We start from the raw sequence: 13,414 nt of genomic DNA on the forward strand, positions 1-13,414 counted from the left end.
AACTGTGGGACACCACGCCCTGCATTGAGGCTCACAGCCGCTCGATTCCGTCACACGCCTCCACGCCTGCTAAAGTTGGCAATTGCGCCCCGGTAGCTCAGGGGATAGAGCGTCTGCCTCCGGAGCAGAAGGTCGCAGGTTCGAATCCTGTCCGGGGCACCAGCCCCATGTAGGCCCGACTAATGTCGGGCCTACGGCGCATCTGCAGCAGATCGAACGCCGGCACACCCCTTCGCGGACGACATGCGCGTGACTGTGCTCGCCGCTTCTGTCAGCCGCGCAGCTCGATGACCTCCCTGGCCAGAGTCGGCCTATCCGTCACGAGCGCATCCACCCCCAGGTCGAGAAGCCGTGTCATGTCCATCGCCTCGTTTACTGTCCACACGTGGAGTGCCGCCCCCATCCCATGGATGAGGTCAACGAGGCGCGTCTCGAGGAGGGGGACGCCGCGGTAGGTCTCCGGCATCTGGACGCACGCGAAACCCGTCGCTGCGATCCGGGCCGACATCGCCTCCCGGATCGGCCTCGGGGCGCGGGCGGCGACGACGAGCGCGGCGACGGCGGCCGTGCCGACACTCGTGGCCACCCCCGGGATCGCTGCCCTCATCGCGCTGAGCCGTCTCTCGGAGAAGGAGGCGAGGAGAACGCGGTCGAGATAATCCCCCTCCCGCATAAGTCGAATCATCGGCTCAACCGTCGCATCAGACTTGAGGTCGACATTGAAGTCGAGGTCGGGGAACAGATCAAGGGCCTCCCGCAGCAGCATGGGCCGCCGCCCCGACCTGTCGGTGAGCCTCTCAACCTCGGCCCACGTGGCCTCCGCAATCGGGCCGAACCCATCCGTCGTCCGCTCAAGGGTGGGATCGTGGATGATGACGAGCTCGCCGTCCACCGTCGCGTGGGTGTCAGTCTCGATGTAGGTGAAGCCGAGCTCCCTCATCTTCTCGAATGATTCGAGCGAGTTCTCCGGATATTCGTCGGCCCCTCCCCGATGGGCGAGGATGACCGGCCTGTCTGTGCGCTCCCACGATCTCATGGCCCCATCGTCTCACCCATGGCGGGGTGCACAACCAGGAGCCGCGCCCGGATGGTCGACCCCAGCCGTGTGTCGGCAGGAGGCGGCTCATCGGGCAGCTATGCGCGCAGTGATCCTAGGAGCAGAGGTTCGAGACGTCGCGCGCGCCGCGATCGGCGAGGAAGCCGAGCGGGTCGACCGTCGTGCCGCTCTGGTCCGTGTGGATCTCGAGATGGAGGTGGGGACCGGTGGAGCGACCGTTGTTCCCGACATCGGCGATGTGCTGGCCGACCTCGACCTGCTCGCCCTCCGCGACATGGATGCCGTTGTCGTACATGTGGACGTACCAGGACCAGAAGACGTCCCCGCCGTTCTCATGCCGGATGATGACGAGGTTGTTGGACCGGCCGTCCTTACCGAGACCGACGTATTCGACGGTTCCGTCGGCGATGGCGTAGATCGGGGTGCCGAGCTCGGCCGCGAAGTCGGAGCCGAGATGGAACTGGTATCCACCGGCGATCGGGTTCCAGCGGTTGCCGTAGCCGGAGGAGATGCGGTAGCTCCCCTCTCGCACCGGCATCGCCACGACGCTGTTCGACGTGTCCGTGAGCGCCGCGGTCAAACCGTTCGCCGACTCATCGGCGCAGACGGCAGGCTTCGCGGGGGTGGACTCGGCGAGCGCCCGTGCGCCGATCACCCGGTCGATGTCCGCCGCCTCGGTGTTCTTCGCGAACGCGGCCGGCACGGTTGCGTCGATGACGGGTGCCTGCTCCAAAGAGGAGACGACGGGTGAACCGGTGACGGCGGCCGCGGACTGTCCGGCGCCGGCGATGACGCTGGCAGCTCCGAAGCCCACGACAACCGATGTCGCAACAGCCATCGACGCCCTCGCCTGCATCCGGACACGGGACACTGCGTGCGCGCTGCGGCTCGCTCTCCGCGACACGTGCGGGACTGCGGCGATCCTCTCCGTCGGAGTCTCCTCGCGCGGGCAGGTCGCGGTCCGGACGAGCATGGGCGCGGGGCGCACTGACACGTCAGTGATCTCGGTGTTCGCCGGCGCCTCGGCGGTCTCCCGAACGGCCGCTTCCGGCTTCGCCGGGATCTCAGCAGTCGCCATTTGGGTCACGGCCGCTTCCGGCTTCGCCGGCGATGCATCGAGGACCGCGGGCTCGGCCGTTACCGCAGCCCGCTCGACGGCCACCCGCGGGGCCTGGGCGTCAGAGGGGGTCGCGAGGTCCGTGGGTCGGGCCTGTAGTGAGAGATCAGCGAGCTCGTCCGCGATGAGACTCTGGGATGGGACGACCGGCTGACCGGCCGCGCGTCGGGCGCGACGCGCGGCGATGGACTCGTCACGGACAGCGGCGGCAGAGGCCGCCCTCCTGGCCTCGCGGAGCTCCCGACGCGAGGGAAGCGGCGCCTGGGCCGAGACTGCACGCCGGGCGGCGCGCAGCTCCCGACGCGAGGGAAGCGATGTCGCCTCCCGCTCGGGCATAGCTTCGCCCGCGGGGTGTAGGGCTGACTGGAGGCTGGAATGACGTCCCACGGGCTCACTTCCACGACTATAACGGTCGGTAACAAAAAGATAACGGTACGTCACGATGATAGCGGGTGCGGGCGCCTGTCGCACCCCCTTTTTCGTCGCGTAGGCGACATTCTCAGTGAGTCATGAATCACGCTGCATCGAGTCGCGCACCTCGCCGACGAGCTCCTCGAGCACGTCCTCCAGGAAGAGGACGCCGATGGACGCGCCGCTCGCGTCCCACACCTCGACGAGGTGGATGCCGTCCCGCTTCATGATCGCGAGCGCGCTCTCGACCTCGTCGCCGCCCGGCATGGGCGACATCGTCCGAATCTTGAAGGCCGGCAGCGGCCTCGTGCGGGCTTCGCCGACGGCGCCGATGACATCCTTGATGTGGAGGTAGCCGATGAAGGCGCCGGAGTCGTCGGCGACGACGAACCTCGAGTACCCGGTCTTCGCGACCCGCTCCTCCAGCTCCGCAGGCGTGACGTCGGGGCCGACGGTCGCGACCCGGTCCCGGGGCACCATGACCTCGGCGACCGTGAGGTCGGAGAACTCGAGCGCGCCTGCGATGAGGCCGATCTCGTCCTCGAGGACGCCGGCCCGCTGGGAGGTCTCGACGATGGAGGCGACCTCGTCGGCGGTGAAGCCGGAGGCGACCTCGTCCTTCGGCTCGAATCCCGCGAGGCGGATGAACTGGTTCGCGAGCTTATTGAGGCCGACGACGATGGGCTTGAAGATCCGGGCGATGAGGACGAGCGGCGGGGCGAGGATGAGGGCGGCCTTCTCCGGCACCGTGACGGCCAGGTTCTTCGGCACCATCTCGCCGACGACGACGTGGAGGTAGACGACGACGATGAGGGCGATGGCGAAGGCGACCGCGTGGGCGGCCGCCGACGGGATCCCGAGCGCCGTGAATGGACCCATGAGGAGCTGGGCGATGGCGGGCTCGGCCACCGCTCCGAGCGAGGTCGAGCACAGCGTGATGCCGAGCTGGCAGGCCGCGAGCATGAGGGTGACATTCTCGAGGGCCCACAGCACCGTCTTCGCCGGCTTCGACCCGGCATCGGCCAGGGGCTCGATGCGAGAGCGTCGCGCGGACATGATCGCGAACTCCGCCCCCACGAAGAAGGCGTTGAGGGCGAGGAGGATGGCGCCGATCGTCAGCGCAGCACCGGCGCTCACTGTTCTCCCTCCGGGGCCTGGGCACGGGCGCGGATCCAGGCGACTCTGCGGCCGTCCAGCCTCTCGACCGTGAGGATGACGTCCTCACCGGTCACCTCATCGCCGACCTCGGGCATCCTGCCCAGCGTCGTCATGATGTAGCCGGCGAGCGTCTCGTACCGACCGTCGTCCGGGACCGTCAACCCGGCCTCCCGGGCGAGCTCGTCCGGTCTCATGTCGCCGGGGATGACCCAGCCGTCGGAGGAGAAGCGCGCACGCAGGCGTCGCGGATCGTGTTCGTCCGCAACCTCGCCGACGATCTCCTCGACGCAGTCCTCGAGGGTGACGATCCCCGACGTCCCGCCATATTCATCGAGCACGACCGCCATCTGCCCCGTGTCCCGCAGCTGGACGAGGAGCGGCGCGAGGGCGATCGTCTCGGGGACCCGCTCAATCGGCTGCAGGATCGAGGAGGAGGTGACCGGCACCTCCGCGCGACGGTCATAGGGGATCTTGATGGCGCTGCGGAGGTTGACGAACCCACGGATGTCATCGAGATCGTCGCCCGCCACGGGGAAGCGGGAGTGCCCCGTCGCTCGAGCGAGCTTGACGATGTCGGCCGCGGTCGCACCCTGGTCGATCCAGTTGACCCGCCCCCGGTCCGTCATGACGTCGACGGCGGTGAGCCTGCCGATGCCGATCGAGCGCGTGAGCAGACGTGCGGTCGAGATGTCAAGAGTTCCCAATGAGGCGCTTCTGCGGACGAGGGCGACGAGCTCCGTCGCGGACCGGGCGCCAGACAGCTCCTCGGCCGGCTCGATGCCGAACCTGCGGATGATCCAGTTGGCGGACGAGTTGAGACCGACGATGACGGGCTCGAGGACCGTCGTGAACGCACCCTGGAGGGGCGCGACGACGCCGGCGGTGCCGAGCGGCTCCGCGAGCGCGAAGTTCTTCGGCACGAGCTCGCCGAAGAGCATCGAGAAGAGGTTGATGAGGATGAGGGACAGGGCGACGGCGACGCCGGTCGCCGCCGCCTGGGCGAGGCCCGCCGACCGCAGGGGGCCCTCCAGCAGGTTCGCGACCGCCTGCTGCGTCGTGTAGCCGAGCAGAATCGTCGTCAGGGTGATGCCGACCTGGGCCGATGAGAGTTCGAGTGAGAGCTTCTTCAGCGCCTTGAGGGCAGCCGCGGCGCGGGCGTCGCCGTCCTGCGCCTTCCGCTCGATCGTTCCGGGGTCCAGTGCGACAAGAGAGAATTCCGCGGCCACGAAGATCGCGGTTCCTGCCGTGAGGAGCACGCCGAACAGGATGAGAAGGATGTCCATGATGCTTGGAATGCTACATCGCTCCAAGGCTGTTGATGGGCCTTGCGGGTGCCACGGGTGACGCAATCGTGACCCGCTCTTGAAAGTGGCCAACAACGGTGGCGCAAAAGCAGGAAAATAAAGCGTGTTTTGGGGACGGGGGCGGTGTCTGTCGGCCACGTCACCTAAACTGGACATGTTCCGCAACTCACAGAAAGATAGGGCGACCGCAAGTGTCCGACACAAAGAAACGTTCCGATGAGGATTTCGGCGCGAACCAGTGGTTCATCGACGAGCTCTACGCGAAATACCTCGAGGACCGTGGAGCCGTCCAGCCGCAATGGCGCGAGCTGTTCATGAGATGGGAATCGGAGGGCCGTGAAGCACCTGCGGCTCCCGTCGAGGAGGAGAGCACCTCGTCCCGTCGCGCTCAGCATGATCCCGATAATCGTCAGTCAGCGACGGAGCAGTCCCAGGTCCGCTCCGACCTTCCCCCCGCACCCCCCGTGGTCGCCATTCCTGCGACGACCCCGTACGTGGAGAAGTACGAGCTTGCACCGGCAGAGGATGATGGTGCGGCGTCGACGACGAAGCTGCGCGGTGCCGCGGCTCGCACCGTGAAGAACATGGAGTCCTCGCTCGAGATCCCAGTCGCGACCTCGGTGCGCGCGATCCCGGCGAAGGTCATGTTCGAGAACCGCGCGGTCATCAACCAGCATCTGCGACGCACGCGCGGCGGCAAGGTGTCGTTCACGCACCTCATCGGCTATGCCGTCGTCGAGGCGCTCGTCAAGGTGCCGGACATGAATAAGGCGTACACGCTGACGGAAGACGGCAAGCCGGCGGTCTTCGAGCCCGCCCACGTCAACTTCGGCCTCGCCATCGACCTGCCGAAGCCCGACGGCACCCGCACGCTCGTGGTGCCCTCCGTCAAGGCGGCGGAGACGATGGATTTCGTCGAGTTCTGGCGCGCGTATGAGGACCTCGTCGACCGGGCCCGGAAGAACAGCCTCACTGTCGAGGACTTCCAGGGCACGACGACGACCCTGACGAATCCCGGCGGCATCGGCACCGTCCACTCGATCCCGCGCCTTATGAACGGCCAGGGCACGATCATCGGCGTCGGCGCGATGAACTTCCCCGCGGAATTCGCGGGCACATCCGACAGGGCGCTCGCCCGCATGGGAGTCTCCCGTGTCCTCACCCTGACCTCCACCTACGATCACCGGATCATCCAGGGCGCCGCCTCGGGCGAGTTCCTGCGCGAGATCGAGGAGAAGCTGACGGGCCGGGACGGGTTCTACGACCGGGTGTTCACGGCGCTCCACGTGCCCTATGAGCCGGTCCGCTGGCAGAAGGATGTCGAGTATGACGCGAAGCGGGAGATGGGCAAGCCTGCCCGCATCGCCGAGCTCATCCACGCCTACCGCTCGCGCGGCCACCTCATCGCGGACACCGATCCTCTGGCCTTCCGCAACCGCCGCCACCCCGACCTCGACATCACCCGGTACGGCCTCACCCTGTGGGATCTCGACAGGTCGTTCCCGACGGGCGGCTTCGCGGGCACGTCCCATCTGCTCCTGCGTGAGATCATCGAGCAGCTGCGCGAGTCCTACTGCCGCAATGTCGGCATCGAGTACATGCACATCCAGGACCCTGCGCAACGCGAATGGTTCCAGGCCCGTCTTGAGCGCCCGCACATCGAGCTGACGGCCGAGGACCGCCTGCAGATCCTGCGCAAGCTCAACGAGGCCGAGGCGTTCGAGACGTTCCTCCAGACGAAGTTCGTCGGCCAGAAGCGCTTCTCGCTCGAGGGCGGCGAGTCCCTCATCCCGCTCCTCGACGCGATCCTCGACTCGGCGGCCGACTCCGGCCTCGAGGAGGTCGGCATCGCCATGGCACACCGTGGGCGGCTCAACGTGCTGACAAACATCGCCGGCAAGTCCTACAAGCAGGTGTTCACCGAGTTCGACGGCACCCAGGACCCGCGCTCGGTCCAGGGCACGGGTGACGTCAAGTACCACCTCGGCACGGAGGGCACGTACACGGCGCGCTCCGGGTCGACAACGGACGTCTACCTCGCGGCCAACCCGTCCCACCTCGAAGCGGTCAACGGCGTCCTCGAGGGCGTCATCCGCGCGAAGCAGGACAGGATCGATCTCGGCGAGGAGGGCTTCTCCGTCCTGCCCGTCCTCATCCATGGCGATGCGGCATTCGCCGGCCAGGGCGTCGTGACAGAGGCCCTCAACTACAGCCAGCTCCGCGGCTACCGCACGGGCGGCACGATCCACATCATCGTCAACAACCAGATCGGCTTCACGACCTCCCCCGCATCCGGCCGGTCCTCGTACTACCCGACGGACATCGCCAAAGGCCTCCAGCTGCCGATCTTCCACGTGAACGGCGATGATCCCGAGGCGGTCACGGAGGTGGCAAGGCTCGCCTTCGAGTACCGCGAGACCTTCCGCAAGGATGTCATCGTCGACATGGTCTGCTACCGCAAGCGCGGCCACAACGAGGGCGACGACCCGTCGATGACGCAGCCGGTCATGTACGGCCTCATCGAATCGAAGCGGACCCCCAGGCAGCTCTACACGGAGTCCCTGCTCGGCCGCGGAGCGCTGACGGACGAACAGGTCAAGGAGCTCGAGACGGAGTTCCACAACATCCTGTCGAACGCGTTCGATGAAGTGCGCGAAAAGGAGAAGGAGACCGGCTACGGCTTCCCACACGTCGACACGGTGGCCGGCCTCGAGCTTCCGCAGGCGCAGCAGGAGGACGCCGGCGTCATCGTCGGCTGGACATCGGCAACGACCCCCGAGGTCATCTCCCGCATCGGCGAGGCACACGTGCGCGCCCCCGAGGGCTTCACCGTTCATCCGAAGATCGGCCAGCTGTTCGAGCGTCGAAACAAGATGGCACGCGAGGGCGGGATCGACTGGGGCTTCGCCGAGCTCATCGCCTTCGGCTCGCTCCTCATCGAGGAGACGCCGGTCCGGATGTCCGGTCAGGACTCGAGGCGAGGCACCTTCGTCCAGCGGCACGCGACCGCACACGACGTCGTCACCGGCGCCGAGTGGACGCCGCTGCGCCACCTCACCGAGGATCAGGCGAAGCTGTGGATCTACGACTCCTCGCTGTCCGAGTACGCCGTCCTCGCGTTCGAATACGGCTACTCGGTTGAGCGTCCCGATGCACTCGTCCTCTGGGAGGCCCAGTTCGGGGACTTCGCCAATGGCGCTCAGACCGTCATCGACGAGTTCATCTCCTCGGCCGAGCAGAAGTGGAACCAGCGCTCCTCACTCGTCATGCTCCTGCCCCACGGCTACGAGGGTCAGGGCCCCGATCACTCCTCGGCCCGTATCGAGCGCTTCCTCCAGCTGTGCGCGGAGGACAACATGATCGTTGCCCAGCCGTCGACACCCGCGAACTACTTCCACCTGCTGCGCACCCAGGCCTACCGCCGCCCGCGCAAGCCCCTCATCGTCGCGACCCCGAAGCAGCTCCTGCGCCGCCGGGCCGCACAGTCACCGATCGAGGACTTCACAGGCGGAGAGTTCAAGACCGTCATCGGCGAGGTCGAGCAGAACCTCGACCCGGCCGGCATCACCCGCGTCGTCATGTGCTCCGGCCGCATCTACTACGACGCGGTCGAGGCCCGGGAGAAGCGCGGCGACACGGCCACGGCGATCATCCGGCTCGAACAGCTCTACCCGGAGCCGCTCGAGCAGGTGAAGGAGGCACTCGCCCCCTACGGCGACGCCGACCTCGTCTGGCTGCAGGATGAGCCGCAGAACCAGGGCGCCTGGCCGCACCTCGCGCTCAACATGTTCCCGCAGATCGGCCCGGTCACGGTCGTCTCCCGGCCCGCCGCGGCCTCGCCCGCGACCGGGCTCGCCACCCGCCACGCGGCAGAGAACAAGGACCTCATGGACAGGATCTTCGATCGCTGACAACACACTGCGGGCGTCCCACGGGGCGCCCGCAGTCCGCTGTGAGAGACTGGGGCGATGAGCAGGGAAGAATTTCGGATCATGGTGGTCGGCGACGAACTGGTCGCCGGCCGTGGTGATGCGCGGGCGATGGGATGGACGGGCCGCGTGCTCGCCCGCACCGAATCACCGCTCCCGGTCACCCCGATGGTCCTCCCGATCCCGGGCGAGGACTCGCACCGGCTCGCCGAACGCTGGGAATCCGAGGTCATGCCCCGCACGAGCCCGGAGGCGGACAACCGCCTCGTCATCGGGCTCGGCTCGCGAGACATCGACAGCGGCGTCTCACTCGTCCGCTCGCGCCTCAACCTCGCGAACATTCTCGACCAGGCGGCCCGCATCCAGATGCCGGCCTTCGTCGTCGGCCCGCCCCCGCGCGGGGACGTGCCCGCCGACCGACTGAGCGATCTGTCCAAGGCCTTCCAGGATGTCGCGCAGCGCCGCGGCGTGCCGTTCGTCGACACCTATCATCCGCTCGCGCACCACGACCAGTGGCAGACAGACATGGCGGATCCGCGCGCCTACACCCCGCAGCAGGCCGGCTATGGCCTGCTCGCCTGGCTCGTCCTCCACAACGGCTGGCACCACTGGTTGGGCCTCGCGTCATAAGAAGAAGGGGAGACAGTTACTGTCTCCCCTCATGCGTCTCGCCTCGGCCGGGCCCTAAGCCTGGCCTGCAAGGTTGAGCGACGACTGGTGTCCCGTCTCTGTCGCGATGAAGATGCGCGAGAGCGTCCGCCACACGTGTGACTGAGCGTCCGTCACGTTCTCAGAGAACAGCTCGACGAGCCGCTGCTCGAGCCCGCTGTCGAGGTGGAGGAACTCCTCCTTGCGGGCGTCCCTGCCCGCCGAGTGGTCGCCAGCCGCCCACGCCCGCGACTCCATACGGCACAGCTCGACCATCTTCTCAATGTCGGCCCGGTGAGGCTGATCGCCGATCAGGCCATCGTGATCGGCGAGAAAAGCCTCACGGTCGGCCTCGAACGTCCGGCGGCGCGAGCCGCGCGAGTAGACGTCAAGGCTCATGAGCGGACCGTGGGCGAGCGATTCCTGTCCGATCTCCTGGAAATGCTCTCTCATCGCCTCGCCGAACGATCCGTCCCGGACGCTGACAATGAACTCATCGGAGCCGTCCCAGAGGTCGAGCATGTGCGCCCAGGCCTTCGAGCGGCGCTGGGCGATGCGAGAAATTCGAGCCGCATATTCGGGAACAGACAAGTCGATCTCCTTGGCTTACACGTATGGCCGCACCCTGGGGCGCGGCCATACAGCAGGTTTTTCAGGCGTTGGGACGCTTGCCGTGATTGGCTGCGTTCTTCTTGCGCGACCTGCGCTTACGACCACGACGTGACATGGCTCCTCCTCAGGTAAACAACATCAGACATAGTAGCACGCCGCGCCCTTCGACTAGGGCGCGCGCCCATCACTGTCCTGTCAGATGCGTGACAACGCGGACGCGCAGCGATGCGGGCGCGGGCTCCTGGCATGATCTGCGAATGATCTGGCGCATGTGGCGCTCGGCCTCCGCGGCCTCCGTGCAATCCGGGCAGGAGTCGGCGTGGGCGCGGAGCCTGCCCATCTCGGCATCCTCCATCTCCCGGTCGAGTAGCTCGAACAGGTGATCGCGGACCTCTGCACAGGTGCAGGGCAGGATCTCTGCGCCGAGTTCACGCGCAACATCATCGATATTCGTCATACCTTCGCCTCCGTAGCGTAGCCTCGGTCAGCAGCGTAGTGGGCGAGCAGCTCTCGTAGTTGTGAGCGGCCCCGATGCAGCCGGGACATCACCGTGCCGAGCGGGATCTCGAGGATGGCGGCAATCTCCTTGTACGCGAATCCTTCGACGTCCGCCAGGTAGACCGCCATGCGCCGGTCCTCCGGCAGTGCTGCCATCGCCTCCCGGATCTCCTCGTCGGGGAGCGAGCTCATGGCCTCAGCCTCAGCGCTCCGCATTCCCTTCGATTCGTGGGTGGATGCCGCGTACTCCTGCCAATCCTCAAGCTCGCCGGCGTCGTATTTCTTCGGCTCACGCTGCTTCTTGCGGTAGGAGGAGATGAATGTGTTGTTGAGGATTCGGTACATCCACGCCTTGAGGTTCGTCCCATCCTTGAACTGGTGGAATGAACTGTAGGCCTTCGCGTACGTCTCCTGGACGAGGTCCTCCGCGTCTGCAGGGTTCCTCGTCAGTCTCATCGCGGCGCCGTAGAGCTGGTCGAGATACGGGAGTGCCTCCCGCTCGAAGCGCCCACGGCGCTCCTCGACCGATTCGTCCGCCGGAGCCCGGCTCAGATCCTCTGTCATTCTCCCCATACTACCCGTGTCGTGATAGTGGGGATAACGCGGGTTCCTCTCCGATCATTCCCCATCACGCCACGCGCGGAATCCGAAGGCGTCGACGAGGACCCCCGTGAGCGGCTGTCCGACCTGCGGGGATGGCGGAGGTTCGATGCCGATCACCATGCTCGGAGTGAGGCAGGCCGCTCGGGCGAGCACGGGTGCGGGCACTCCCCGGCCGAGAAGGAGGGAGACCTGGTCGGCCAGCGTCGTGGTCCCACCCGCGAGCGTGTCAGTCCCGGAGAGGAGCGCAGCACCGCGTTCGATCGTGACATCCACACCGCCGAGTGAGTACCGGCCATCGGGCATACCAGCCCCGGCCATCGCATCGCTGACAAGCGCCGCTCCCCCATCGAGGAGGACGAGCAGGTCGGCGACCAGGTCTGGATCGACGTGCACCCCGTCGCCGATGAGCTCGACGACCACCTCGCCGCGCGTCGCCGCCGCGATCAGCTCCCGGACGGGGCCCGGTTCGCGGTGATGGAGCGGAGGCATCGCATTGAACAGGTGCGTGGCGGTCTGGGCGGGCCTGGGCCCACTCCGTGTCGCCCCGACGGCGGCGAGGACAGCCCGAACCTGAGCGCCCGTAGCGTTCGTGTGCCCCCAGGAGGGGATGGCCCGATAATCCTTGAGCAGCGCCGCCGCGGCGACGGCACCGTCGAGCTCGGGCGCGATCGTCACCGTCCTGATCCATCCGGAGCCGACGTCGAGCCACTGTTTCAGCTCCGCGAGGTCGATCGGCCGGATCGCGTCAGGCCTCTGGGCGCCCGCACGGGCGGGGCTGAGGAAGGGCCCCTCGAGGTGAATCCCGGCGAGGGTGCCGCGAGCGCACGCCCTGACAAGGGCATCGATGGCGGGAGTCGGATCCGCGCAGGAGACGATCGACGCAAGCAGATGGACCGTCCCAGAGCGACGGTGGGTGGCGGCAGCCCGTTCAATGGCGTCGTCGTCGATATCGTCGGGGAAGGACGCCCCACCGCCGCCGTGGCAATGGATGTCGACGAACCCCGGGAAGAGGGCAGCCGACGGTTGACGCCCGATCGGAGGAAGAATGTCGGTAACGGCCCCATTGTCCAGGACGATGCCGGAGCCGATCTCCTCCCCCGCTGCGCTCAACACAGCCGCGTCGATCAGCATGTCAGCTGTGGAACTGCTTGAACCTGTCGATGAGCTCGAGGCCGGACGCGGCCGCTTCGTCGAGGTAGACAGTGACATCCTCGTGGAACTGGAGGATCGAGCCTGGCCAGCGCTGGGTGACCGCGCCCTCGACGATGCGGGCAACAGCCTCCGCCTTGCGCTCCCCGAAGGCGAGGAGCACGATCGACTTCGCTGTCATGATCGTGGCCAGGCCCTGCGTCACACAGTGCACGGGCACCTGAGAGATGTCGTCATCGAAGAAGCGGGCATTGTCCTGACGCGTCGTCCCGGTGAGGAGTCCGACGTGCGTACGGGAATTGAGCGAATCGAACGGCTCGTTGAAGCCGATATGGCCGTTGCTGCCGAGCCCGAGGATCTGAATGTCGACGCCCGGTGCGATCATCTGCTCATAGATCCGTGCCGCCTCCTCAGGATCCTCCGCCTTGCCGTCCGGCGTCTTGAGATCCTCGGCGGCGAGCCCGGTCCCGCCGTTGCCGACGAGTTCGGTGAGTAGAACGTTCCGGTACCTCTCGGGGTGATCCTTGTCGATGCCGACGTATTCATCGAGGGCCCACGCGGTGCTCCCTTCGAGGGTGAACTCGCCTCGCGCATATGCCTCGCGCAACTCCCGGTACAGGGGCAGAGGAGTTGAGCCCGTCGCCACGCCGAGGCGTCCGGGCGGGGTGAAGCCGTCGATGATCTGCTGAGCCGCGAGGCGTGACGCCTCGTCAGCGGTGTCGCGAATAATGACTCGCATGCTGCTCCTTGCCTATGAGCGCCGTGTGGTCGATGTGGGCCGGGCGAGGAGGCCCCCGCGCAGCCGTTATCATCCGGTTTATCAGAATGTGCGGGCGTTCGGGCCGAGATGTGGCATGGAGCGAAAGAATCAGGCACGCCCGCCGCCTGGGCTCAGATTCCGAATATTCTCCGGAGAGTCTCTGGGTGC

Annotated in this window: 12 protein-coding genes and 1 tRNA gene; 3 read left to right on the plus strand and 10 right to left on the minus strand. The window is 66.9% G+C overall.

Annotation, left to right across the window (positions count from 1 at the left end; all coding sequences use genetic code 11):
• Positions 1-86 precede the first annotated feature (86 nt).
• Positions 87-162, plus strand: a tRNA-Arg gene (locus EJO69_RS06065).
• Between the two features lie 109 nt (positions 163-271).
• Here EJO69_RS06065 and EJO69_RS06070 read toward each other — a convergent pair.
• From EJO69_RS06070 to EJO69_RS06085, 4 genes are all read right to left on the minus strand, one after another.
• On the minus strand, positions 272-1,036 hold the full coding sequence (locus EJO69_RS06070) for a glycerophosphodiester phosphodiesterase family protein (protein ID WP_126040213.1): 765 nt from the start codon (positions 1,034-1,036) through the stop codon (positions 272-274).
• Between the two features lie 115 nt (positions 1,037-1,151).
• Complete coding sequence (locus EJO69_RS06075; RefSeq protein WP_126040215.1) at positions 1,152-2,510, minus strand: M23 family metallopeptidase; 1,359 nt, start codon at positions 2,508-2,510, stop codon at positions 1,152-1,154.
• 171 nt (positions 2,511-2,681) lie between these two features.
• Positions 2,682-3,722 carry a hemolysin family protein gene (locus tag EJO69_RS06080; protein WP_126040217.1) on the minus strand — a complete coding sequence of 347 codons (1,041 nt, stop codon included), beginning with the start codon at positions 3,720-3,722 and terminating at the stop codon, positions 2,682-2,684.
• Entirely contained in the window at positions 3,719-5,029 is a 1,311-nt protein-coding gene (locus EJO69_RS06085) for a hemolysin family protein (RefSeq protein WP_211331540.1), read from the minus strand. Before EJO69_RS06085 ends, EJO69_RS06080 begins: the two co-directional genes overlap by 4 nt.
• A 209-nt stretch (positions 5,030-5,238) precedes the next feature.
• On the opposite strand from EJO69_RS06085, the gene EJO69_RS06090 reads away from it, so the two are divergent.
• A complete protein-coding gene (locus EJO69_RS06090; protein WP_126040220.1) occupies positions 5,239-8,958 on the plus strand; it encodes a multifunctional oxoglutarate decarboxylase/oxoglutarate dehydrogenase thiamine pyrophosphate-binding subunit/dihydrolipoyllysine-residue succinyltransferase subunit in 3,720 nt (1,239 codons plus the stop codon).
• 57 nt (positions 8,959-9,015) lie between these two features.
• Positions 9,016-9,606: a GDSL-type esterase/lipase family protein gene (locus EJO69_RS06095; RefSeq protein WP_126040222.1), complete on the plus strand. Its 591-nt coding sequence runs from the start codon at positions 9,016-9,018 to the stop codon at positions 9,604-9,606.
• Positions 9,607-9,660: 54 nt separating this feature from the next.
• On the opposite strand, the gene EJO69_RS06100 is transcribed toward EJO69_RS06095, so the two are convergent.
• The 6 genes from EJO69_RS06100 to EJO69_RS06120 form a co-directional block, all read right to left on the minus strand.
• Positions 9,661-10,215, minus strand: a complete 555-nt coding sequence (locus EJO69_RS06100) for a hypothetical protein (protein ID WP_126040223.1) — start codon at positions 10,213-10,215, stop codon at positions 9,661-9,663.
• A gap of 61 nt (positions 10,216-10,276) precedes the next feature.
• Complete coding sequence (locus tag EJO69_RS12755) at positions 10,277-10,351, minus strand: 50S ribosomal protein bL37 (protein ID WP_371684930.1); 75 nt, start codon at positions 10,349-10,351, stop codon at positions 10,277-10,279.
• Between the two features lie 69 nt (positions 10,352-10,420).
• Complete coding sequence (gene rsrA / locus EJO69_RS06105; RefSeq protein WP_126040225.1) at positions 10,421-10,693, minus strand: mycothiol system anti-sigma-R factor; 273 nt, start codon at positions 10,691-10,693, stop codon at positions 10,421-10,423.
• Positions 10,690-11,298 (minus strand): sigma-70 family RNA polymerase sigma factor, encoded by a 609-nt coding sequence (locus EJO69_RS06110; protein ID WP_126040227.1) that lies wholly within the window; start codon positions 11,296-11,298, stop codon positions 10,690-10,692. The genes rsrA and EJO69_RS06110 overlap by 4 nt, the downstream gene beginning before the upstream one ends.
• Before the next feature lie 54 nt (positions 11,299-11,352).
• Entirely contained in the window at positions 11,353-12,468 is a 1,116-nt protein-coding gene (locus EJO69_RS06115; protein ID WP_164519884.1) for an N-acetylglucosamine-6-phosphate deacetylase, read from the minus strand.
• Between the two features lies 1 nt (position 12,469).
• A complete protein-coding gene (locus EJO69_RS06120; protein WP_126040231.1) occupies positions 12,470-13,225 on the minus strand; it encodes a glucosamine-6-phosphate deaminase in 756 nt (251 codons plus the stop codon).
• Positions 13,226-13,414 lie beyond the last annotated feature (189 nt).

Origin of the sequence: Flaviflexus salsibiostraticola, assembly GCF_003952265.1 — a bacterium.
In the GTDB taxonomy this organism is placed as follows: domain Bacteria; phylum Actinomycetota; class Actinomycetes; order Actinomycetales; family Actinomycetaceae; genus Flaviflexus; species Flaviflexus salsibiostraticola.